Source organism: Paenibacillus sp. Z3-2 (genome assembly GCF_054161325.1).
Genome location: NZ_CP096397.1, coordinates 1,897,153 through 1,920,701 on the forward strand (window position 1 = coordinate 1,897,153; position 23,549 = coordinate 1,920,701).

Below are 23,549 nucleotides of genomic sequence, written 5' to 3' on the forward strand. Positions count from 1 at the left end.
CGCATGATTCGAACGATTCTCAAGGCAAACAAATGGGAACTGATGATGTATTTTGCGCTAACCGGTCTGATTACGCTGGGCGGATTCTATCTATTGTATGGAGAGGTACTGGTGGGGGCTGGACGTCAGCGGGCATGGACCTATGTTGCCGTTGTTGTGCTGGCCACCGTTATAATCGGGTACATCGCTGCTTTGCGGCTTCAGCGCAAGATCGATCTGCTGGATCTTAATATGTTGAAAGTGTCCAAGGGCAATCTGGCGGTTCGTATGCCTGAAGCCGACGATGCTTCGTTTGGTCGTGTCTATCAGGAGTTCAATGTCATGATGGATTCGATTGAGAAAAAGATGAGACTGCTTCAGCGCCTCGGTGAGCAGGAAGTCATTGAGAAGGAGCAAGCCTCGGAGCGGGCGGTGCTGGAAGAACGCAAACGTATGGCAAGGGACCTCCATGACACGGTTAGCCAGCAGCTGTTCGCGATGCATATGTCTGCTTCGTCCTTGCCGCGTTTGCTGGAGATGAACCCGGAACATGGCGGTAAAGTACTGGATCAGTTGATTCAGATGTCACATATTGCACAGCGTCAGATGCGTGGACTTATTGCCCAGCTTCGACCAGTGGAGCTGGAGGGGCGAGATCTCTCCGCGGCACTGGATAGCTGGTTTCCTGATTATTGCAGGCAGAATGGTCTTAAAGGTGTGAAAGAGCTGGAACTGGATGGCGGAATTTCGGATGCCATTGAGCACCAGCTGTTTCTTGTTATCCAGGAGGCCGTTGCCAATGTAGTGAAGCATGCAGAGGCTGGGCTGGTCAGTCTGTCCATACGGGAAAGTGAACATCAGATCAGTATGAGCATCAGCGATGATGGCCAGGGATTTTTACAGCAAGCCGAGCGTCCAGGGTCATACGGGTTATCCACCATGCGTGAACGGGCGGAGAAGCTTGGGGGGCAAGTTCAGATTATATCGAAGCCGGGAGCGGGAACGACGGTACGGGTATTTATCCCAAAATTCCCGAACGTTCCTGAGTGAACCAGAGGGGGAGACGGAATGAGTGGTAAAGTAAACGTGATGATTGTGGATGACCATGATATGGTGCGCATGGGATTGAAAACGTATCTGATGCTGGAGCCTACTTTTCATGTGATGGGGGAAGCGAGCCATGGGCAGGATGTTCTTGATCAGTTGCGTAAGTTAAATGATAATGAAATGCCGGACTTGATCCTGATGGATCTGATGATGCCAATAATGAATGGCGCTGAAGCAACGAAAGCCATCATGACTGAATTTCCGAAGATGAAGATTGTGATGCTCACCAGTTTCCTGGAGGATGATCTTGTTGTTCAAGCGATTGAAGCGGGTGCGGTCAGTTATGTGCTGAAGACGGTCTCCGCCGAAGAACTGATCTATGCTCTTCAAGGGGCTTACAGAGGCATGCCTGTGATGACAGGTGATGTTTCACAGGCATTAACTCGTGGAATCAGACAGCGTACAGCGAGAGAGAGCGAATCTGGTCTGACTGAACGAGAGAAGGAAGTGCTGTTGCTTATTGCAGAGGGAAAGACCAACAAAGACATTGGAGAAGAATTACATATCAGTATCAAGACCGTCAAAACACATGTGAGCAACCTGCTGATGAAATGCGAGATGGATGATCGTACACAATTGGCTATCTATGCGCATCGTCAGGGCTGGGTGAAAACAAAAGGGTAAAATGCTGTCATGACGGGGAAAATAATCTATTCTTACGTGCTTTTATCTCCTTTTTAATTGTTTTTAAGGTACGGTTAAGGTTTAAAGTACAAAATAAGGACAGTTAAAGAATATCTCTTGCGAATAAGAGATTGGGAGGTAGAGAGGCATGGACGAACGTAATTATAGATCGAACCGTCAAGACGATGAAAACGAAACCAAACAAACGGAGAATCGCAATTCTTCCGGAACGGACGAATCCTCCTATTATTATTCTTATGGACCTTTTCAGTCCGTAAATCAGGAAGATACAGCAAATCACATGGGAAGCAATAATCAGCGTGAAGAAGGTAATGTAGAGATTACAAAACCTGATCCGGTGAGACCCGTACCTACTTACTATAACAGCGAATCATACGAGCAAGCGAAAAGATCGTCCGGAGGCGGCGGAAACGGCTCAGGTAACGGTGGAGATCAAGGGAATGGCGGCAAAGGCAGCAACTGGAATTATAATAACCGCAAGCCGCGTTCTTCCGTAAGATCACTTCTGTTTTCCTTTATTGCCGGGATGCTGGTCATTACCGTTCTCATGTACACAGCTGACAGAACGAACATGTTCACACCGGAGACAGCACTTACGAACGCGGACAGTCAAAGCTCGGGACAGGAAACATCCACGAACACAGGCGGAGGCAACAATGTAACAGCGTCGTTACTGCCAACAGGCAAAGAAGATGTTTCTTCTGTAGTCACAAGTACAAGTCCGGCTGTCGTCAAAATCGAAACACTCGCGAAGCAGTCCTCGCGTACAGGTACTGGTCAGGGTGGATCGAATACAAGCGATCCGCTGTACCAATACTTCTTCGGTAATGGCGGCGGAACGGAAGGCAATCAAGGCCAAAGCCAGCAACCACAAAGCAGTAATCAGCTTGTGCCAATGGGTATTGGTTCGGGGTTCATTTTTGATAAAGAAGGATATATCCTGACGAACCAGCACGTGGTTCAGGGTGCAGATGTGATTCAGGTTACGCTGGAAAACAACAGCAAGCCTTATGAAGCCAAATTACTGGGAAGCAGCTTTGATCTGGATCTCGCCGTATTAAAAATTGAGAAAAATAGTGGTGACGATGCTTTCCCTGTAGCTCCACTGGGCGATTCCAACAGTACTCAAGTCGGTGAATGGCTTGTAGCTATCGGTAATCCTGAAGGATTTGAACACACCGTTACAGCAGGTGTACTGAGTGCCAAAGAACGTACGATCAGCATTCCGGATGAAGAAACGGGCAAAACACGTGAATACAGCCACTTGCTGCAAACGGATGCTTCCATTAACCCAGGTAACTCCGGTGGTCCGTTGCTTAACCTGAGCGGAGAAGTTATCGGTATGAATGTTGCGGTTAGCGCAGATGCACAAGGGATTGGTTTTGCGATCCCATCAAGCGTCATCTCTGAAGCGGTTAAATACCTTAAAGAGAACAAAGAAGTTCCCAAAGAGCCAGTACCCTTTATCGGTGCATCTCTGATGGCTCTCACACCTGAAGTCGCTAAACAAATGGGAACAGATGTGACCGAAGGTTCTGTTGTTGCCAGCACGATCTTCCAATCACCGGCTTACCAAGCAGATCTTCGTGCATATGACATCATCACAGGTGCGAACGGTACGCCTTACGCCACAAGTCAGGATCTGATTGATTTTATCAAGAAACAGGAAATCGGCAGTGAAGTGACATTGAATGTTGTGCGTGATGGTAAGAAGATGGATCTGAAGATCAAAATTGGAAACAAAAATGATTTTGATACTTCACAAACAACAGGTACACAACAACAACCATAATATTGGGTTAGGATTGACAGAACGGAAGGGTTTGAAGGCCCTTCCGTTTTTTTGCCCTGAACTAACGGGATAACAATGGAGCAAGCTTGATTCGAGACTCGTGCTTGAAGATGCAGATTGTGCTTCTGCCTGTTACAATGGGATAAAACGTTAGGATAAAGGAGAAAGACCATGCGCTCAACTATTTTGATTGTCGATGATGACGAAAAAATTGTGTCCATGCTCCGCCGGGGGCTGGCATTTGAAGGATATGAGGTGCAGACTGCTTCCAATGGAGCCGAAGGCCTCAGCAAACTGATGGATAAAGAGCCGGACATCGTTGTGCTTGATGTGATGATGCCGCAGATTGACGGATTTGAGGTATGTCGCAGACTGAGAGAAGCAGGCAGCAAAGTGCCTGTGCTAATGCTGACAGCTAAGGATGAAGTGCAGAGCCGGGTGACCGGATTGGACACAGGGGCCGATGACTATCTCGTGAAGCCTTTTGCGTTGGAAGAATTATTGGCACGTGTTCGTGCATTGCTGCGTCGCAAGTCAGACATCGCGGGCACGCCGGACAATCGCCTGATGTACGAGGATATTATTCTGGACAATGACTCACGTGAAGTATTGCGGGATGGGCAACGTCTGGAACTGACTGCCAAGGAATTCGAACTGCTGAATCTGTTTATGCAAAATCCAAGACGGGTCCTATCCCGCGATCTGATTATGGATAAAATCTGGGGTTATGATTACAGCGGTGAGTCTAACGTACTTGAAGTGTACATTGCCATGCTCAGACAGAAGACCGAAGAATACGGTGGCAAACGTCTAATCCAGACCATCCGGGGAGCCGGCTATATTCTGAGAGGTGACTCCTGACATGTCCATCCGGTTAAGATTAACCGCATGGTATTCTGGTATCCTGGCCGCCGTGCTTATTTTTTGGGGCGTTGTCATCTATGCCTTTGTGTATTTTAACTCCTATCAGGAAGTCGAACAGCAATTAAAGGTGAAGAGTGCCCGGATAACGGAGCAAATCGGTGTAAATCCTCTTTCACAGTCGTTGGATCTGGACCCATTTACAGAGAGCCAGCTTCAGGAGGCGCAAATTTATATTCAACTCTGGGATTATCAGAGTCGTTCAGGCAGAATTTCCGGTAATATGGAGAAACTGGGGATTCAGTTTCCAGTATTGAAATCCAATGAAATTCTTAAAGAGCGTGGAATCTCCAAGATCTATGTGGATGGAACGCCATTTCTGGTGAATCAGCTACCGCTGTCTCTTCAAGGCACCAATGAAGTCAGAGGAATTCTTCAAGTGGGAGCCAATGTAAGTTCACAGGAACGCTTGCTGGAGGCATTGCTTAATATTCTGGTCTTTGGTTGGCTGGTGGCTATGGCATTGGCTATAACCTCAGGTCTCGTTCTGGCCCGGAAGTCGATGCGCCCGCTCGTGAATGTCATTGATGCTGCGAATCAGATCCAATCCGGGGATGACTTAAGTGTACGAATTCAATATGCGGGGCCGAAGGATGAGATCGGGCGTTTGATTGAAACGGTGAATAATATGCTTGAGCGTACAGAATTGTCTTTCCGCGGGTTGGAAGAGACGAATGCTGCCCAGCGCAGGTTTGTATCTGATGCATCACATGAACTTCGTACCCCATTGACTACCATTCGTGGGAACGTAGACTTCCTGAAGAAACTGTGGGATCAGGAGGGGACCGACCGACCCAACCTGGATGAAGAAACAGTAAGACAGATGTCCGTTGAAGCGTTGGAAGACATGGCCGATGAAGGCAAGCGTATGAGCAGATTGATCAGTGACATGTTGTCATTGGCGAGAGCAGATACAGGACAGAAAATTGAACTGAATCCGATACCACTGCAGATATTGGTGCAGGAAGTCGCGCGAAGATCGCAATTCCTCGATCATCATGCGGACTGGCGTCCGGGTGATCTCTCGATTCTCAATGGTATCTATGTGAACGGCAGCAAGGATTATCTGCAACAGATGCTGTTTATTTTCATCGAAAATGCATTTAAATACACGCCGGAGGGCGCTGTGACACTTGATGCTATATTGTACAAAGGTCAGGTGGGATTACGTATAAGCGATACCGGCATCGGAATGGATCGGGACCAAGTACCGTTCATCTTTGATCGTTTTTATCGTGCAGATGAATCCCGCGGGGCTACACCGGGCATAGGTCTCGGACTTTCGATTGCGAAGTGGATTATTGAGGAACACCATGGATCGGTCGAGGTTGTGACTAGACGCGGAGAAGGAACGACCTTTATTATTTGGTTGCCGGTTGTCTTTGCTCCGCCTATAGAATAAAGGTATAATAGACAGGACTGCAATTACATCGGCAACGTTGCCGAGAAAGAAAGCGGGTGGCAACCAAGTGGAAGTACTGCGAATTTCGCCGCGTGGATATTGTTACGGTGTTGTGGATGCGATGGTGCTCGCGCGTCAAGCGGCACGCAATCTGGATTTACCACGGCCTATTTATATATTGGGTATGATTGTGCATAACCAACATGTGACGAATTCCTTTGAAGATGAAGGCATTATTACATTGGACGGTCCGAACCGGATGGATATTTTGAGCCAAGTGGAGAGTGGCACGATTATTTTCACAGCTCACGGTGTGTCTCCTGAAGTGCGCAAGCTGGCACGGGACAAAGGATTGACGACAGTGGATGCAACATGCCCTGATGTGACCAAGACACATGATCTCATTCGTGAAAAGACAGCAGAAGGGTATCAGATTATCTATATTGGTAAAAGGAATCATCCTGAACCAGAAGGTGCTGTTGGCGTTGCGCCAGACCTCGTTCACCTGATCGAGAAGGAAGAAGAGATCGATGGACTGAACGTTCCTTCAGGCAAAATCCTGATTACGAATCAAACAACGATGAGCCAATGGGATATCAAGCACATTATGAGTCGTCTGCTGGAGAAATTCCCGGGCGCAGAGATTCATAATGAAATATGCCTGGCGACTCAAGTACGTCAGGAAGCTGTCGCTGAGCAGGCAGGGCAGGCGGATCTGGTTATCGTTGTGGGTGATCCTCGCAGCAATAACTCCAACCGTCTGGCACAAGTGTCGGAGGAGATCGCGGGTGTTACGGCCTACCGGGTATCGGATGTGGCTGAGATTCAACAGGAGTGGTTGAAAGGTGTAAATAAGGTGGCGGTTACTTCGGGTGCTTCAACACCTACACCGATCACGAAGGAAGTTATTCTTTATCTGGAACAGTATGAACATGACAAGCCGGAGACGTGGGAAATCAAGCGTACCGTGAACATGAGCAAATTGCTGCCGCCAGTCAGAGAAAAGACACGTACACCGTAGGTCGACGAAATGTAAGTGGAAATAAGAAGAACCCTGTTACACAGAACCGAATTCGGAGCCTGTGTAACAGGGTTCTTTTGTATATGGATAAGGAATGTGTACCTTGACGCAAAAAGGGAACTATGATATATTTACTTTAGTGGATAAAAGCTTAAAAGCGAACAAGCGTTTAAGCGCGACAGAGTTTTTATATTTAATCAGACGCACGTTAATAAAGTATTGTGCTCTCATACAAGGAAGGATGGGAATTTATATGATCGTTATTGCAGGCAAAGCTACTCCGGAGGAACAGATTCAGGATATCGTTGCAGTCATCGAAAAAGAAGGGCTTCAGGTGCATATCTCTCGCGGAGAGGATCGTACCATCATTGGTCTAATTGGCAAAGTTGAACCTAAAATGCAAGAGCATCTTCGCCAAATGAAGGGCGTTGAGAATGTCGTTAAGATTTCAAAATCCTACAAATTAGCGAGCCGTGACTTCCATCCGGAAGATACGGTGATCTCCATCAAAGGTGTAGATATCGGTGGGAAAGAACTTGTTGTCATGGGCGGACCATGTGCGGTTGAATCTGCTGCACAGATTGATGAGATTGCTGGGCTAGTGAAAGCTGCTGGTGGGCAAGTGCTACGTGGGGGCGCATTCAAGCCGCGTACAGGTCCTTACAGCTTCCAAGGAACGGGCGTAGAGGGATTGATCATGATGGCGGAAGCAGGCAAGAAACATGATCTGCTGACCATTACAGAAGTCATGACACCAGAGTATGTGGATATTTGCGCCGAGTACGCAGATATTCTGCAAGTAGGTACACGTAACATGCAGAACTTTGACCTGCTCCGCAAATTGGGTGAGTGTGGCAAACCGGTATTGTTGAAACGTGGCTTTAGTGCGACATACGATGAATTGTTGAATGCGGCTGAATACATTCTTGCGGGTGGTAACCCGAATGTCATGCTGTGTGAGCGTGGTATTCGTACGTTTGAATCCTACACACGGAATACGCTTGATCTGTCAGCGATCCCTGTTCTGCAGTCTCTGAGCCATTTGCCGGTTATTTCGGACCCGAGCCATGGTACTGGACGCCGTGAACTGGTGGAACCGATGACGAAGGCTTCCGTTGCAGCGGGTGCCAATGGTCTGATTATTGAAATGCATACCGATCCGGATAACTCCATGACAGGAGATGGTGTGCAGTCCTTGTTCCCTGATCAATTCGCCAACCTGCTGCAGGATTTGGAGAAATTGGCACCAATCGTAGGGAAATCATTCAGCACAGCCAAACAACCGGCAGCGTTTTTCCCGGCTCGTGTAGGCGTATAATTTAAGAAATCATAGTCAAAGTCTGGATCAATTCCGGGCATCTCCTGTGGTCGTGTTCATTGCGACGGAAGCAGGCTGATGTCCGGTTTTTTGTACAATTTGCAGTTTTGAACGTATTTATTAATCAATAGTGATAAGAAATATTTATGATGTGAAGTTTTTTCCATGATTTAGGATGTAAAAGGGGTCACTTTACCGCATTAAATCAGTTAAATGTATAGTAGTTATGTTGTTATATGCATTTATCATATTTATAAAATGTGAGTATATCTAACATCCTCGCAAAAAATACCTTACATAAGTATTGACGATGTCATATTTCAGAATTTATAATGACGACAGAAAAAAATTCGAATTTAGACATTTTCTTAGTGGGGTTGTTTAATGTTCGGAATATTTGGGAGGACGAATACATGTCGGTTGAAAACGTATTGAAATCAATTCAAGAGAACAACATCGAGTGGGTAGATTTTCGTTTTGTAGATTTAGCTGGTCGTGCACATCACATCTCGTTGCCAGCTTCGGCTGTTGATGCAGACACGTTCGTAAATGGAGTAGCTTTTGACGGTTCTTCTATCCAAGGTTTCCGCGGAATTGAAGAGTCCGATATGGTTATGATGCCAGATCCTGAAGCGACTTATGTCGATCCGTTCACTGCACACCCTACATTGAATGTTATGTGTGATATCTTCACTCCGGATGGCGAGCGTTATGAGCGTGACCCACGTAGCATCGCTGTTAAAGCAGAAGCTTACTTGCAAGAGAGCGGTGTAGGTACAGCGGCATTCTTCGCACCTGAATCCGAGTTCTTCATCTTCGACGATGTACGTTATGAGAGCGGTACGAACAGCTCTTCCTACTATGTAGATTCCGAAGAAGCTTCATGGAACACCAACCGCAAAGAAGAAGGCGGTAACCTGGGCTTCAAAGTTCGCACTAAGGGCGGATATGTTCCAGTAGCTCCAGTCGATACACAACAAGATATTCGTAGCGAAATGTGTCGCCTTTTGGAAGAAGCTGGCCTGTCCATCGAGCGTCATCACCATGAAGTGGCGACAGCGGGTCAAGCCGAAATCAACTTCCGTTTTGATACACTGAAGAAAACAGCAGATAACCTGCTTGCATACAAATACATCGTGCACAACACTGCACGTCAATATGGTAAAGTAGCAACATTCATGCCAAAACCATTGTTCGGTGATAATGGTAGCGGAATGCACGTTCACCAATCCATCTTCGATGGCGATTCCCCATTGTTCTATGACAAAGCGGGATATGCTAACCTGAGTGAAATGGCTCTGCACTACATCGGAGGTATCCTGTACCATGCTCCGGCACTGATCGCTTTGACTAACCCTAGTACGAACTCGTTCAAACGTCTCGTACCTGGTTACGAAGCACCGGTAAACCTGGTTTACTCCAAAGGTAACCGTTCTGCAGCAGTACGTATTCCGGTTGCAGCTGTGACACCAAAAGGTTGTCGTATCGAGTTCCGTACACCTGACTCCACAGCTAACCCGTACTTGGCATTCTCAGCAATGCTGATGGCTGGTCTGGATGGAATCAAACGCAAAATCAACCCAACTGAGCTTGGATATGGTCCGCTCGATAAAAATATCTATGACCTGTCTGATGCAGATAAAGAAAACATCCGCAGTGTGCCAGCTTCCCTCGAAGAAGCACTTGATGCATTGGCAGCTGATAACGAGTTCTTGACTGAAGGCGGCGTATTCACAAAAGAATTCATTGAAAACTACATCAACCTCAAGCGTGATGAAGCAAAAGCAGTAGCCATTCGCATTCATCCGCACGAGTACAGCCTCTACTTCGACTGCTAATCGGTCGGGGTCGGAACAGCTCTTGTTCCAACTTAAAGCCTCCGGGACACGCTCTCGGAGGCTTTTCCTTGAATTAAAGAATGTAGTGCTTTAACTTTGCAGGGTGATAAAGGAATTTGATGGCCTGAAATCAACACTTCAGTGCATATTGCCCTTGAAGCAGATAGAGAATACTGCTATCATAGCGATAATATTTACTTTGAGAGCATTTTGCACAAATCCATAGAGCGACTTCCAATAAGTAAGATATAGATCGAAATGATTCAATTCGTCTTATATCTTATACCCGTGAGCGATTCTAATCGAATTGTGCAAAATGCGTTTGTATGTCAGTTACGGATGGAAAGGGCGGGGGATTTTGTGACAAAGAGAGCGTATAATTTTAATGCAGGACCTGCGGCGTTGCCACTTGAGGTACTGGAGCGTGCACAGGCGGAATTTGTAGATTTTCGTAACACAGGCATGTCGATTATGGAGATGTCTCACCGTGGAGCGGTGTACGAGTCTGTACATAATGAAGCTCAGGAGCGCTTATTGTCGCTTCTAGGCAATCCAAAAGGATATAAGGTTCTCTTTCTGCAGGGTGGTGCAAGCACTCAGTTCGCGATGCTGCCAATGAACCTGCTTGGGGCAGGACAGACTGCAAGTTATGTCATGACTGGCAGCTGGGCCAAGAAGGCTCTGTCTGAGGCGAAGCTGATCGGCGAGACGCATGTCGCAGCATCTTCGGAAGCAGAGAAGTTCATGAAATTACCGGATGTTTCGAATCTGAGTCTGCCAGAACGTACGGCTTATGTGCATTTGACTTCCAACGAAACGATTGAAGGTACACAATTCAAGTCATTCCCGGATACGGGTTCTGTACCTCTGATTGCTGACATGTCGAGTGACATCTTCTGTAAACCATTTGATCTCAATCAATTTGGCATGATCTACGCGGGTGCGCAGAAGAACTTGGGTCCATCCGGAATTACGGTTGTTATTGCTCGTGAGGAACTGGTGAGCGAATCACCCAAAACGATTCCAACGATGCTTCGTTACAGCACGCATGTAGATAATAACTCCCTATATAACACGCCACCTTCCTTCTCGGTATATATGGTGAATGAAGTGTTGAAATGGATTGAAGAACAGGGCGGATTGGCTGGTATTGAGCAAAAAAATACGAAAAAAGCGGAATTGCTCTATAACACGATTGATTCTTCCGGTGATTTCTACCGTGGTTGTGTCGAACCAGAAGATCGTTCCCTGATGAATGTAACCTTCCGTCTTGCTTCTGAAGAACTGGAGAAGAAGTTCATCAAGGCATCGGAAGAAGAAGGATTCGTAGGTCTGAAAGGACATCGCAGTGTGGGTGGTCTCCGTGCCTCCATATACAATGCTGCTCCTTATGAGAGTGTTAAGGCGCTCACAGACTTCATGAACCACTTTCAGAAGACAAATGGATAAATAGTATAGGTACTGTGTCATAGACCTTAGTGTCTAATCAATGTGCCTTACCAGAGCCTTCCACATTGACGTGTGGAGGGCTTTTCTTTAAGATTAGAGGGTTGTCGTCAACATGAAATGAAAAGGAGATTGAACACATATGGCTTTACACATCGTTCTGGTTGAACCAGAAATTCCGGCAAACACAGGAAATATTTCTCGTACTTGTGCGGCAACCGGCACCCATCTTCATCTCGTGCGTCCACTTGGATTTCGAACAGATGATGCTACATTGAAACGGGCAGGGCTGGACTACTGGCATGCTGTTCATATTGAATACCACGACTCGTTCGCCGAGGTTCAGGAAAAATATTCGGAAGGTCGTTTCTTCTACGCAACTACGAAGGCGAAGAACCGATACAGTGATTTTAAATTTCAGGATGGGGATTTCCTCGTCTTTGGTAAAGAGACTAAAGGCCTGCCGCCTGAATTAATTGCTGCCAATCCCGATACATGTATGAAAATGCCAATGACTGGTGATGTTAGATCATTAAATCTGTCGAATTCGGCAGCCATTATTGTATATGAAGCATTACGCCAGCTCAATTTTCCGGGGTTAGAAGGATAAATTAAGGTTATTCATGCCGACTAGAATTCGGTAAAAAAACATTTTTCAAAAAAAAGGACAAAAAATGTTTATTTCCAGCAGGATTCGACAAAATCTTGGCGAATCTATAAACATAGTACAAATGTACCTAGAAATTTAGAGTAAGATAGGAGAGGTGTGCCGTAGCTATGAAGCCAGCTGGAGTAGTTCGCAAAGTGGACCAATTAGGTAGGATCGTATTGCCTAAATCTTTGCGTAAAAGGTATCAAATGAATGAGGGAGATCCTGTAGAGATTTTAGTACAAGGGGACCATATTATCTTGGAGAGATATCGTCCAAAATGTATTTTCTGCGGATCCATCGAGGAAGTCAACGAGTTCAAAGAGCGTTACATATGCGCACAATGTTTAGATGAAATGACTCAGCTTCCACAGCACGGGTAAGAAGTAACGCCAAGGGGTTTTATGTCCCCGTGGCGTTTTTTTTTTGTTTTATTATCCAGCAGATGGCATAATTTCAATATTGAAAAAAAGAAAAATACGTAGACTAACGCTGGGTGTAAAGGGGTAAAACCTCATTCCATACGGCATTCAGGATACCTTGCATATTCTCTTCCTCACTGTTGATACATATGACAGCTTCCTTTGAGGGAATGATGATACACAATTGACCATAAGCTCCATCGGCGCGATAAGCGCCATGAGAACACATCCAGAACTGATATCCGTATCCTTCTCCCCAATCACCGCCTCCAGTCGTTTCGATCTGCCGGGACGTAGCCCGTCTGACCCAATCCGCAGGTACAAGCTGTGTGCCGTTCCAGAGACCCTCCTGCAGCATGAACTGTCCAAATCGACTTAGTTCCTCATTGCTTATCCATAGACCAGCACAGCCGAGCGTTACGCCTAGTGGAGAGGTTTCCCACTCTACATCATGGATACCAAGCGGTTCGAATAACCGTGGAGTCAGGTAATCTTTCACGGTTTGCCCGGTGGCAGCCTGCAGCATGGCCGAGATCATAAAGGTATCACCACTGCTATATGTAAATTGTTCACCAGGTACCCGGTCCAGAGGCAGAGACATGTAATATTTTGCCCAATCCTTCTCGGTCAATGAAGCTCGTTCATCAGCCCAAAGAGGGGGAGAGTCATGGCCCGAAGACATTCGGAGAAGATCACGTAGTTTCAAATCCCGCGGCGAGGGGATATTGTGCTGTGCAATGGGTGCGTGATTATAGGCGAAATAATCACCGAGTGTGGCATCCAGATGTAAAAGACCTTCTTCAATCGCAAGACCAACGGCCATGCTGGTGAAGGATTTGCTGATGGAATGTTGTACACGGCGCTGATCCCTGTCCCTGTCCCAATGGGCAAGCAGGTGCCCTTTATGTAATATGCGAATGGAGAAAACATTCAATTGTTGTTCGGTAATCGTTTGAACGAAGCCTTTGAGTTGCTTAGACATATTAACCTCCCTAATATCAGGTAAAACCTGAGTAAAATCGGTTGGTGAAACGTTTCCGTAATTTGAATGCAAAATCAGAACCCATGTTAGTATAAACCTGGTTGGGTGTCAATTAAAGTTGTAATAGCACTGACTAAAATTTCATTTTTTCGCAATAATAGTGTCTTTGGGCGCAAATTTAGACTTGAAAAAGCATTTTTTCGAGAAAATAACGCGAAATTTGTAAAAAGGTTATTGACAGGATTTACTCATCGGGCTTATGATTTATTCGAAACGATTCGAAGAAATCGCTTCCACATTAAAAGTGTTGTAATCAAGTCCATGTGGATCAACGTTGGCTATGTTTTGAAACGATTCGAGAAAATCGTTTCGATAACCCATCGTAATACAAGGGAATCTACAACAGCCTGCAATCCAACGCCAGAGAAGCGAATGAGTAAAGACAGCAGGCGATGATGAGAGGGGTTACATTATGGCGCATATAACGATCGAAACTGGATCGCCAACATTATGCATGAACACGAGCATACATGTTGTGTCCAGTGACTCCGGAGAGACTTCAGGCGGTACACTATATTTGTTGCACGGGGCAGGCGATAATGCGAGTACCTGGCAGCGGTTAACCACAATTGAGATGTATGCAGCGCAATACGGCTGTACCATCATTATGCCAGAAGCGAATCGAAGCTATTACACCGATATGGAATACGGCCTGAATTACTTCCACTACATCACTCAGGAGTTACCTGAAGTCTGCAAACGTCTTCTCAATCTAAATCCTGATCCGGAGAAAACGTACGTTGCCGGTTTATCCATGGGTGGATATGGTGCACTGAAATGTGGGCTAACTTATCCAGAGCGCTATCGCAAAGTCGTATCTTTATCTGGCGTTACAGATATTCAAACACGACTTCATGATCCCCATATGCCAGCGACTATGATCAAGGAAATGAAAGCGGTTTTTGGAGAACGGTTACAGGTAAAAGCCGATCAGGATATTTACGCACTGTCTGCCAAGTTGCTGGAACAGGGTGTACCTTTACCGGAAATCCTCAGTTGCTGCGGCGATAGTGATCCCTTCGTGGAGATGAATCGCGATTACGCGAAATACATGCAGGGTATTGCCTTTGATTTTCGGTATGTGGAGACGCCGGGTGCTCATGAATGGAGATTTTGGGAGCACCACCTGAGAACGATGTTTGATTTTCTGTACAACGACAAGACCAAAGTAGAGTGAGGAGATGCAATGTGAAACCTGCAGTCGAAGGACCTAGCAAAAAGCTGAAGGGAAACGTGAAGGGCAATTCGCTCTGGACTGAAATCTGGAAGCACCGAATGACATACACCCTGCTTATTCCGGGGCTTGTCTGGCTAATCCTGTTTGCCTACATGCCAATGGGCGGCCTGTCTCTGGCGTTCAAAGATTACAAGGCCAATCTGGGCATCTGGGGAAGTCCATGGAGCGGATTCGAGAACTTCAAATATGTTTTCCGTGATCCAACCTTTATCGATGCGGTATGGCGTACGCTGTACATCAATATTCTTAAACTGATTATTCAGTTCCCGTTCCCGATTATTCTGGCGTTGTTGCTGAATGAACTGCGGATGCGCAGAGGGAAAAAGTGGTTCCAAACCGTACTTACGTTCCCGCACTTCCTGTCATGGATCATCGTATCCGGGGTTGTCATCAATGTCCTGGCATATGACGGATTGGTCAATAGCGCGCTCGGATTACTCGGATTGCCAACGATTAACTTCCTGGGGTCCGAATCCAACTTTGTACCGATGTTGCTGTTGACTGATATATGGAAATCAAGTGGATGGGGCGCGATTATCTTCTTGGCTGCCATCTCAGGTATCGATCAGGATCAGTATGAGTCGGCACAGATTGACGGAGCTTCTCGTATGCAACAGATGTTCCGTATTACCTTGCCAAACATTCTACCAACCATCACGGTAATGTTCATTCTGTCGGTAGGTGGACTGATGTCTTCCGGTTTCGACCAGATCTTCAACTTGGCAAATGCAGCAACCAAAAACGTATCGGAAGTACTCGATGTATATATCTATCGGATTACGTTCCAGTCATCAACCGATTTCTCCTTCTCGACAGCGGTCAGCTTGTTCCGTTCCCTGGTGAATATGGCCTTGCTGCTTCTCGCTGACAGATTTGCCAAGTGGCTTGGCGGAGACGGTTTGTTCCGATAAGAGAGGAGGAGAAATGAGATGAGCAAGAAAGCTAACAAAAAGCCGAGAATTGGCACAGAAAGAATGACACTTCTCGATTACTTCATATTTGCCATATTACTTGTACTTGCCTTAATGATTTTGATTCCATTCTGGAATGTCATCATGATCTCGTTTGCAACACAAAAAGAGTACGCTGAAAATCCATTTTTGATGTTCCCTAAAGAGTTCACACTGGATTCCTATAAAGCTTTGTTCGCTGACGGAAGTATCTTGTCAGGGTACAAAAACACGATTATCTTGCTGGTGATCGGCTTGCCGCTCAGCTTGTTCCTGACAACAAGTATGGCTTATGGTCTTAGCCGCAGTAACTTCCCGTTCAAGAAGTTTCTCTTTTTCCTGGTTCTGTTCACGATGATCTTTAACGGTGGTATCGTACCCCTGTATCTGATCATGAAATCACTGCATCTTACAGGCACGTTATGGTCCGTTATTCTGGCGGGAAGCTTCAGTGCATTTAACATGATCCTGATGATGAACTACTTCTACACCTTACCGGAATCACTGATGGAATCAGCGAGACTGGATGGTGCCGGGGAGTGGAGAATCCTGTTCTCCGTCGTTCTCCCGCTGGCTACACCTATTATGGCTACGATCACATTGTTCTACGGTGTAGCTTACTGGAACAGTTGGTACGATGCGATGATCTTCCTGCGAAAAGCGGATCAGTTACCGCTGCAAAACGTACTGAGGACCATTATTGTCACATCCCAGACGAACGCATCCAACGCATCCAGCGTAGATGCAACCCAAGTGAGCAACTTCTCCATGGGTATGAAGATGGCGGCTGTATTTGTAACGATGGTACCGATTATGTGTTTCTTCCCAATGCTGCAAAAGCACTTTGCCAAAGGGGTATTAACAGGGGCAATCAAAACCTGATATACACATAGGATTTGGACTACAAATTCGACTAAAAACATGGGGGTAAAAGCATGGAAACGAACAGAAAGTTGTCAGTTAAATCTCTCTTTGCCATCACACTCTGTCTCTTGATGTTGGTGGTGACAGCTTGTTCCAGTGGTGGTTCTGAAGGTAGTAACGAGAAGGATGCTGAAGGAAATTATACAGATAACCTGACCATCTCCGTGGCAAACCTGACAGAAATTAAAAACGGAAATTTGGATAATGAGTTCCATAAGTTCTGGACAGACAAATTCAACGTAACATGGGACTACAACTATATCGATTGGGATTCATGGGGGGAGAAGCTTCGTCTGTGGATCAACTCGGGCGATTTGCCGGATGTATCGGTATGGAACTATGTCCATGGCGATGCGTTGAATAATATTGATCAAGGGCTGTTCTACAAATTCCCGGATGATTGGAAAGAGCGCTGGCCAAATGTTGCCGCTGCGTACAACTTGACGGGACTTGGTGATAAGTTGGAAGAACTGACAGGTGGAACGTATCTCTTGCCTAGACCAATCTATTATGAGAACAAACCTGCTAATCCACTGACCAACCAAATCGGGGTTATTGCACTCCGTAAAGACTGGGCAGAAGCGGTTGGTTTTGAACTGAAAGATGCGTATACAACAACTGAACTGAATGAATTCGCAGCGCTTGTAAAAGAGAAAGATCCAGGTAAAGTGGGTAACAAGCTTGTACCACTGTCCTATAATGCGGCAGATGCGATGACAAACATGATCATGCCAAATAGTGCTCATGCGATGACGGATGCTCCATTCTACAAAGGTGAAGACGGCCAGTTCCACTGGGGTCCTTCGGATCCTGAGACACTTACAGGTCTGAAATTGATGCAAAAAGCATATAAAGATGGACTGCTTAACCCTGAGTTCTACACTTGGAAAAACAATGAAGGTCAAAATAACTTCAAAGTAACAGGTACAGCTGCAGTTACAAGTCTGGGCGGACTGGCTTCGTACAGACAAGGTCTGGATTCTGATATGAAGAAAAATCTGGGTGTGAGCAGTGATGATTTGGTCCACACAGCAATTGTTCTTGGAGACGACGGAAAATACCGTAACTTGGAGCAAGCAAACTTCTGGTCCGCACTGATCTTCAACCCTGAGATCAGCGATGAGAAATTCGAACGGATCATGGATCTGATCGATTACTCCGCAACAAAAGAAGGCCAGTTGCTCATCAACATGGGCTTTGAAGGAACAGATTGGAAATACGATGAGAACCAAGAACTGGTTAGCTTGTTGCCAGAAGGAACAGTATTGGAAGACAAATATCCAGCACGTTTCGAAGGTCTCTATTTGTTGGGTGACGACTTCAGTGTTGTAAACCCCGCAATCAAAAAAGATTACCGTGATAGAGCCGTGAAATTGTTCGAAGAAAAAGCAAAACTCGGTACAGAAGGCAAATCACTTGCAGCATATGATTGGGATATCAACCTGTACGATTCCAAAGCTAAGAGTCAAGCTTCATTCGATTACCAGAACGAATATGCCAACCTGATTCTGAAAAGCGGAGATCTGGAGGCGAACTGGAAAGAATGGGTGAACAGTAAAATGTCCCTGGTTCAACCTTATCTGGATGAGCTAAACGAGAAATTCTAGTAATCGTTCAGTAATTAATTTTGAACCCGGTGCGCGGTCTCTCCCCGAACGCAGCCGGGTTCTTTATTTCAACAACTTGTAGTGGAGGATACTATTGATGAATAACGAGCAGTTGCAAGACCTGGTGAAACAGATGACGTTGGAGGAAAAAACAGCTCAGCTTCTTCAGTTGACTGCCAACTTTTATGAAGGAACGAATGTTGAAGGTCAGATCACAGGACCGATGGAAGAAATGGGAATCACGGAGCAGTCCGTGGACGCCAGTGGCTCCATTCTGGGGTTGTCCGGTGCACAGGCCATCATTGATGTACAGCAAGCTTATATGAAGAAAAGTCGTCTGGGCATTCCACTCTTGTTCATGGCTGATGTTGTACATGGATTTAAAACCATTTTCCCGATTCCGCTGGCCATCGGTTGCTCATGGGATACCGAACTCGCTGAGAAAAGTGCTGAAATTGCAGCACGTGAATCAGCTGTATCTGGTTTGCATGTTACCTTTGCACCGATGGTGGATCTGGTTCGTGACCCGCGCTGGGGCCGTGTGATGGAGACGACTGGCGAAGATCCTTATCTGAACAGCTTGTTCGCGGCTGCATTCGTACGTGGATATCAAGGAGATAGCTTGAAGGATGAGCCTGATCGCCTTGCTGCCTGTGTCAAACACTTTGCGGCGTATGGAGCGGCTGAGGGTGGTCGAGATTACAATACCGTGGATATGTCCGAGCGTAACCTGCGTGAGTACTATTTGCCAGCGTACAAAGCAGCATTGGATGCGGGTGTGGAAATGGTCATGACTTCGTTCAATACAGTCGACGGTATTCCGGCGAGTGGCAACGAAAAGCTGATGCGCGGTATATTGCGTGACGAGTGGGGCTTTGATGGCGTATTGATCTCGGATTGGGCTTCCATTCGCGAGATGATTGCCCATGGCGCTGCGGAAGATGACCGTGAAGCGGCATATCGTGCCATTCGCGCAGGGGTGGATATGGAGATGATGACACCTTGTTATGTGCATCATCTGCCTGAGCTGATTGAGAGCGGCGAAGTAGAAGAGGAACTCATTGATGAAGCCGTTCTGCGAATTTTGCAACTCAAAGAAAAGCTGGGATTGTTCGATAATCCCCTGCGTGCAGCTGATCCGGAACGTGAGCGCGAGATTGTGTTCTCCAAAGAGCACCGTCAGGTATCGTATGAACTGGCAACGAAATCAGCTGTCCTGTTGAAAAATGATGGCAACGTTCTTCCGCTTCAGCCGGAAGCTAATGTAGCTCTTATTGGTCCTTTTGCACAGAGTCCAGACATTCTGGGTTGGTGGTCTTGTGAAGGGGTTAAGGAAGATGCAGTCAAGCTGGGAACAGCTCTGAAAGAGCGTCTGACGGGTGGGAAAGTTCAATTTGCCCAAGGCAGTGATGTTCATACCATTACAGCTGAGCAGATTGCCGAAGCTCTGGACGTGGCAAGCAAAGCAGATCTGATCGTCCTGGCTCTAGGTGAAGACTCCGAGATGAGCGGAGAAGGTGGCTCACGTACGGATATTCGTCTGCCAGCGGCCCAATTGGAATTGGTCAAACAGCTCAAAGCAGCAGGGAAACCTATTGCCACCGTTATTTTCAATGGCCGTCCATTGGATCTGCATGGTGTAATCGATGAATCGGATGCTGTTCTTGAAGCCTGGTTCCCCGGTAGTGAAGGTGGAGCTGCGATTGCAGATGTTCTGACAGGTGTAGTGAATCCATCTGCACGTTTGACCATGTCCTTCCCGCAATCCGCAGGTCAGATTCCGGTCTATTACAACCATTTCAATACAGGCCGTCCACTGAACCCGGAAAAGACGGAAGAACGTTATGTATCCAAATATATTGACAGCCCGAATGAACCTTTGCTTCCATTTGGTTACGGTCTCTCTTACACTTCCTTCGCTTATGGTGATCTTGAAGTGTCAAGTAACGAGTTGACTGCTGATGAGTCTTTGAGCATCCAGGTTCGTGTAACGAACACAGGTGAGCGCGCGGGAGTGGAGACTGTTCAGTTGTATGTTCGTGATGTAACGGGTGAAGTGGTTCGTCCGATGCGTGAGTTGAAAGGGTATGTGAGACTTGCACTTGCGCCAGGCGAGAGTGGTACAGCCACGTTTACATTAAATGAGAAACAGCTTCGTTATCACCATTCCGACTTAAGTCATCGCAGTGATCGGGGCGAATTCCATCTTCTTGTTGGTCCGAACAGCCGGGATACCCAAAAGAAATCATTCCGACTCGTGTAATCCGATGGATGGAAAGAGTAATGTGTCAGGCCTTTCACTATGGGAGGCCTGATTCAACATAACAGGGGAGCGAAGAATGTGGTCAGTATCAAGGATATCGCCAAACAGGCGGGAGTTTCTATATCCACCGTGTCATATGCGCTGAATGGCAGCAACAAAGTGACCGATGAGACGAGTTCCAAAATTTTGGCCATAGCCAAAGAGCTGAACTATGTTCCAAATGCCGCTGCAAGAACACTGAAGAAGAGAGAATCCAAAATTCTGGGTGTTTTCTTGACCGATTTTAGCGGAGATGTATATGGAGACTTGCTGAGTGGCATGAAAGCCGTATGTAATGCTCAAGGTTATGACCTGATCGTGTGCAGCGGTAAACAGTCCCATCGCATGCTTCCAGAACGGATGATTGATGGTGCAATCATTCTGGATCATACGTTTGCAAGTGAAGAACTGATGCAATATGCCGATCGAGGGCACAAAATCGTTGTACTGGACCGGGAGATGGATCATCCCAATATTAATCAGGTTCTGCTGGATAACAAAGCCGGGGCGACACTTGCCATGGAGCATCTGATTGAACAGGGACATAAGAAAATCTATGTGGTGACGGGACCAGAAGGTTCGTTTGACTCTATGCAGCGTTTGAAGGCTGTAAGACAGGTTGCGGAACGTGAAGCCGATGTAGAATGGATTGAGATCACGGGGGATTTTGAGAAGAGTGGTGGAGAACGAGCCGCAGATCAGATTGTACAGGCATATGATGGACCTGCAGCTGTATTCTGCCTCAATGATGAGATGGCTATTGGCCTGTGTGATCGTCTCGCAGACAGTGTACTTGGCGTTGGTCAGGAGATTGATGTCATCGGATTCGACAATATTGAACTGAGCAAATACGTGCAGCCGAGATTGGCAAGCATTGATTATTCCAAACGCAAGTGGGGATCACTCGCTGCTGAACAATTAATCAAGATTATTGCTGGAGAACCCGTTGACCATGAACGGATTTACGTGACACTGGTTGAGGGTGGGTCGGTGAGTGGACCTACACTGTCTGATTCTATGATACCAATGCAAAGTGATCGGGCGGTTAGCTATTGATCCCGTCTAGCAAGAGACAAGGCTTAGAAGAATTGAAGCATTCTTTTAAGCCTTGTCTCTTGCTATTTTCGAGGATAAAGCATTAAAAAAAGCCTCTCCGGAGAGAGGCTTGGCCTTTACAGGCCTTTTGTCTTGTCATTGTTGTAGGATGAAGTGAGAATGCCTGTTATGAAGAGAGTCAATACAACTGCAATAATCCAGAATGTCAGTGAAAACGACATACCCTTCGCACCTCCTGCACAAGCTCATTTTCTTTTATTTCTTCTATTATAACCATTATAAGTAGAAAAGAAATGCTTCACCCCATCATTTATAAAATAAAAAGTGTGTGGGTACCGGTCTGAGGCTGCCATCCGAAGGGTTATTCACAACCCGATTATTCAGAATAAGCGAGGAAGATCCACCACCATCCAGATTATAGGCATCAATGACCCCAAGCTTGTACAACCGTCCTTGCAATTCTTCAAGGGTAGCACCAGAACTTCCGCCTTCATTATATCCATCGACCACAATGATCAACAACTGATCGTCTTTATAATTGCCGATGACTGTACGAGGTGCTCGTTTGGGTGATACCTTCCACTTATCGGGAATTGCTGTTTTGCGCCCATTCTGTAGCAGCACCGGCACAAACGTAGCCCCGAATTGTGGTTGCAGGCGATCCAGCGAGTTTTTATCGAAGAACTTGCCTCCGACCAGCTTGCCGGCATCGTTAAGTCCTACAAAGAACAGATCTTTGAAACTGGCCTGAAAACCATTCACGTATTTCCCGTCCATGACGGTTGTGCTGAGAGGATAACGTTTGCCGCCACTGTCAGCGAACCCTCCCGCGTTGATCCCGGCAATTGCGCCGTTACGCTTCACAGCCTGCATGGTTGTCTCAGAACGTCCAGGTTCGCTATCCAGAGCCATCTGCATGGCCGTGGGATCTTTTAGCTTAATCTTCATGGCATAGCCCTTATAGCTACCAGGATTCACTCTGTACATTTCAATCGTCAGCCGGTCACTGTCTACCCGTTCAAATGGAACGCCCAGCTTGGATGAGATTCGTTTGTTATAAATGCTTTCTGGGCGATCCGCCTGAGCAGTAGCCTTCTGCACAAGTGTAGACATCGTACTCGTTGTCTTATTGTAGAGCTGTGTCGTTCTTTTAATAGAAGAAGAAGTCTGGACAGCAGCGTCTTTTGCCCCGGCAAGCTCTTGGCTAATTGCTTGGGTCCGGGGAGTAATGCTGTCCTCTGACAACTCGGTGGGAATCAAACCTCCGGGTTCAAGCGGAGGACGAAGCAGCAGCAGACATAATATCAATCCAACAAAAGGAGCGAGTGCAAGCATAAAAAAACGATTAACCTGTTTGACGGGTGTAATCATTTGAGCAGGTCCATCTTTTTCTGGAGTGTCTCCAGTTGTTTTTTGACTTCGCTCAGCTGGGTATACAGTTTGTTGCTGTTATCCGTTTTGTCACTTGCATTATCCTTGGTAAAAGTCAGCAATTCATTGAAGGATTGAACCTGTCCTTGCAGGTCGGCTACTTCCTTCGATATCGTTGTTAGCTGCTTTTCATAGTCGGTTTTTAGCGCTGCAATCTGCTGCTGATTATGGGCCTGAAGCTGGTTAATCATCTGTTGCTGGAGATGGTTACTATAATAGTAGGTTCCAACGACTCCTAGTGCAATGAGAACAATCCACATTACCAGAAACAGCTTGATTGAAGATCCGGCCTTGCCTTTGGCACTCCGGGTGTGATGGATGTCAGAGGGCGGGGCAGATGGTTTCATATCATCACTCCTGGTCATTTATAGGTACAAAAATAATTTTTCCAGTCCTCATTCTATCATGCCCCTATTGATTACGCAAAAATGAAATTCTTTACTTAATAGAGCAAAAAGAG

The 23,549-nt window shown here is 46.4% G+C and carries 20 protein-coding genes; 17 read left to right on the top strand and 3 right to left on the bottom strand.

Features of this window, described 5'->3' with window-relative positions; translation table 11 throughout:
• Positions 1-3: 3 nt before the first annotated feature.
• The 11 genes from M1D71_RS08495 to M1D71_RS08545 all read left to right on the top strand — a co-directional run bounded on the left by M1D71_RS08495 (position 4) and on the right by M1D71_RS08545 (position 12,501).
• Positions 4-1,029, top strand: coding sequence for a histidine kinase (locus tag M1D71_RS08495; RefSeq protein WP_458126085.1), 1,026 nt, complete (start codon positions 4-6; stop codon positions 1,027-1,029).
• Positions 1,030-1,047: 18 nt separating this feature from the next.
• Positions 1,048-1,710 carry a response regulator gene (locus tag M1D71_RS08500; RefSeq protein WP_458126086.1) on the top strand — a complete coding sequence of 221 codons (663 nt, stop codon included), beginning with the start codon at positions 1,048-1,050 and terminating at the stop codon, positions 1,708-1,710.
• A gap of 148 nt (positions 1,711-1,858) precedes the next feature.
• Positions 1,859-3,523, top strand: coding sequence for a S1C family serine protease (locus tag M1D71_RS08505; RefSeq protein WP_458126087.1), 1,665 nt, complete (start codon positions 1,859-1,861; stop codon positions 3,521-3,523).
• A gap of 171 nt (positions 3,524-3,694) precedes the next feature.
• Positions 3,695-4,384, top strand: a complete 690-nt coding sequence (locus tag M1D71_RS08510) for a response regulator transcription factor (protein ID WP_145319764.1) — start codon at positions 3,695-3,697, stop codon at positions 4,382-4,384.
• Between the two features lies 1 nt (position 4,385).
• Positions 4,386-5,846, top strand: a complete 1,461-nt coding sequence (locus M1D71_RS08515; protein WP_458126088.1) for a sensor histidine kinase — start codon at positions 4,386-4,388, stop codon at positions 5,844-5,846.
• Between the two features lie 67 nt (positions 5,847-5,913).
• Complete coding sequence (locus M1D71_RS08520; RefSeq protein ID WP_458126089.1) at positions 5,914-6,867, top strand: 4-hydroxy-3-methylbut-2-enyl diphosphate reductase; 954 nt, start codon at positions 5,914-5,916, stop codon at positions 6,865-6,867.
• Between the two features lie 253 nt (positions 6,868-7,120).
• Positions 7,121-8,185: a 3-deoxy-7-phosphoheptulonate synthase gene (gene aroF, locus M1D71_RS08525; RefSeq protein ID WP_150364800.1), complete on the top strand. Its 1,065-nt coding sequence runs from the start codon at positions 7,121-7,123 to the stop codon at positions 8,183-8,185.
• A gap of 413 nt (positions 8,186-8,598) precedes the next feature.
• On the top strand, positions 8,599-10,023 hold the full coding sequence (gene glnA, locus M1D71_RS08530; RefSeq protein ID WP_074094318.1) for a type I glutamate--ammonia ligase: 1,425 nt from the start codon (positions 8,599-8,601) through the stop codon (positions 10,021-10,023).
• Positions 10,024-10,383: 360 nt separating this feature from the next.
• Positions 10,384-11,472, top strand: coding sequence for a 3-phosphoserine/phosphohydroxythreonine transaminase (gene serC, locus M1D71_RS08535; protein ID WP_458126090.1), 1,089 nt, complete (start codon positions 10,384-10,386; stop codon positions 11,470-11,472).
• A 139-nt stretch (positions 11,473-11,611) separates the two neighbouring features.
• On the top strand, positions 11,612-12,079 hold the full coding sequence (gene trmL, locus M1D71_RS08540) for a tRNA (uridine(34)/cytosine(34)/5-carboxymethylaminomethyluridine(34)-2'-O)-methyltransferase TrmL (RefSeq protein ID WP_145319754.1): 468 nt from the start codon (positions 11,612-11,614) through the stop codon (positions 12,077-12,079).
• 167 nt (positions 12,080-12,246) lie between these two features.
• Positions 12,247-12,501, top strand: a complete 255-nt coding sequence (locus M1D71_RS08545; RefSeq protein ID WP_036610032.1) for an AbrB/MazE/SpoVT family DNA-binding domain-containing protein — start codon at positions 12,247-12,249, stop codon at positions 12,499-12,501.
• A gap of 103 nt (positions 12,502-12,604) precedes the next feature.
• Here M1D71_RS08545 and M1D71_RS08550 read toward each other — a convergent pair whose 3' ends face one another.
• On the bottom strand, positions 12,605-13,522 hold the full coding sequence (locus tag M1D71_RS08550) for a serine hydrolase domain-containing protein (RefSeq protein WP_458126091.1): 918 nt from the start codon (positions 13,520-13,522) through the stop codon (positions 12,605-12,607).
• Positions 13,523-13,994: 472 nt separating this feature from the next.
• On the opposite strand from M1D71_RS08550, the gene M1D71_RS08555 reads away from it, so the two are divergent.
• The 6 genes from M1D71_RS08555 to M1D71_RS08580 all read left to right on the top strand — a co-directional run bounded on the left by M1D71_RS08555 (position 13,995) and on the right by M1D71_RS08580 (position 21,658).
• Complete coding sequence (locus M1D71_RS08555) at positions 13,995-14,759, top strand: alpha/beta hydrolase (protein ID WP_458126092.1); 765 nt, start codon at positions 13,995-13,997, stop codon at positions 14,757-14,759.
• Positions 14,760-14,770: 11 nt separating this feature from the next.
• Positions 14,771-15,730 carry an ABC transporter permease gene (locus M1D71_RS08560; RefSeq protein WP_458126093.1) on the top strand — a complete coding sequence of 320 codons (960 nt, stop codon included), beginning with the start codon at positions 14,771-14,773 and terminating at the stop codon, positions 15,728-15,730.
• Positions 15,731-15,748: 18 nt separating this feature from the next.
• Positions 15,749-16,651 carry a carbohydrate ABC transporter permease gene (locus M1D71_RS08565; RefSeq protein ID WP_458126094.1) on the top strand — a complete coding sequence of 301 codons (903 nt, stop codon included), beginning with the start codon at positions 15,749-15,751 and terminating at the stop codon, positions 16,649-16,651.
• A gap of 53 nt (positions 16,652-16,704) precedes the next feature.
• Positions 16,705-18,300 (top strand): ABC transporter substrate-binding protein, encoded by a 1,596-nt coding sequence (locus tag M1D71_RS08570; protein ID WP_458126095.1) that lies wholly within the window; start codon positions 16,705-16,707, stop codon positions 18,298-18,300.
• A gap of 97 nt (positions 18,301-18,397) precedes the next feature.
• Positions 18,398-20,563, top strand: coding sequence for a glycoside hydrolase family 3 N-terminal domain-containing protein (locus tag M1D71_RS08575; RefSeq protein ID WP_458126096.1), 2,166 nt, complete (start codon positions 18,398-18,400; stop codon positions 20,561-20,563).
• Positions 20,564-20,641: 78 nt separating this feature from the next.
• Positions 20,642-21,658, top strand: coding sequence for a LacI family DNA-binding transcriptional regulator (locus M1D71_RS08580; protein WP_458126097.1), 1,017 nt, complete (start codon positions 20,642-20,644; stop codon positions 21,656-21,658).
• Positions 21,659-21,964: 306 nt separating this feature from the next.
• Here M1D71_RS08580 and M1D71_RS08585 read toward each other — a convergent pair whose 3' ends face one another.
• Together M1D71_RS08585 and M1D71_RS08590 are read right to left on the bottom strand one after the other, a co-directional pair.
• Positions 21,965-23,029 (bottom strand): phosphodiester glycosidase family protein, encoded by a 1,065-nt coding sequence (locus M1D71_RS08585; RefSeq protein ID WP_458126098.1) that lies wholly within the window; start codon positions 23,027-23,029, stop codon positions 21,965-21,967.
• Complete coding sequence (locus M1D71_RS08590) at positions 23,026-23,436, bottom strand: uroporphyrinogen-III C-methyltransferase (RefSeq protein WP_062833490.1); 411 nt, start codon at positions 23,434-23,436, stop codon at positions 23,026-23,028. The genes M1D71_RS08585 and M1D71_RS08590 overlap by 4 nt, the downstream gene beginning before the upstream one ends.
• Positions 23,437-23,549 lie beyond the last annotated feature (113 nt).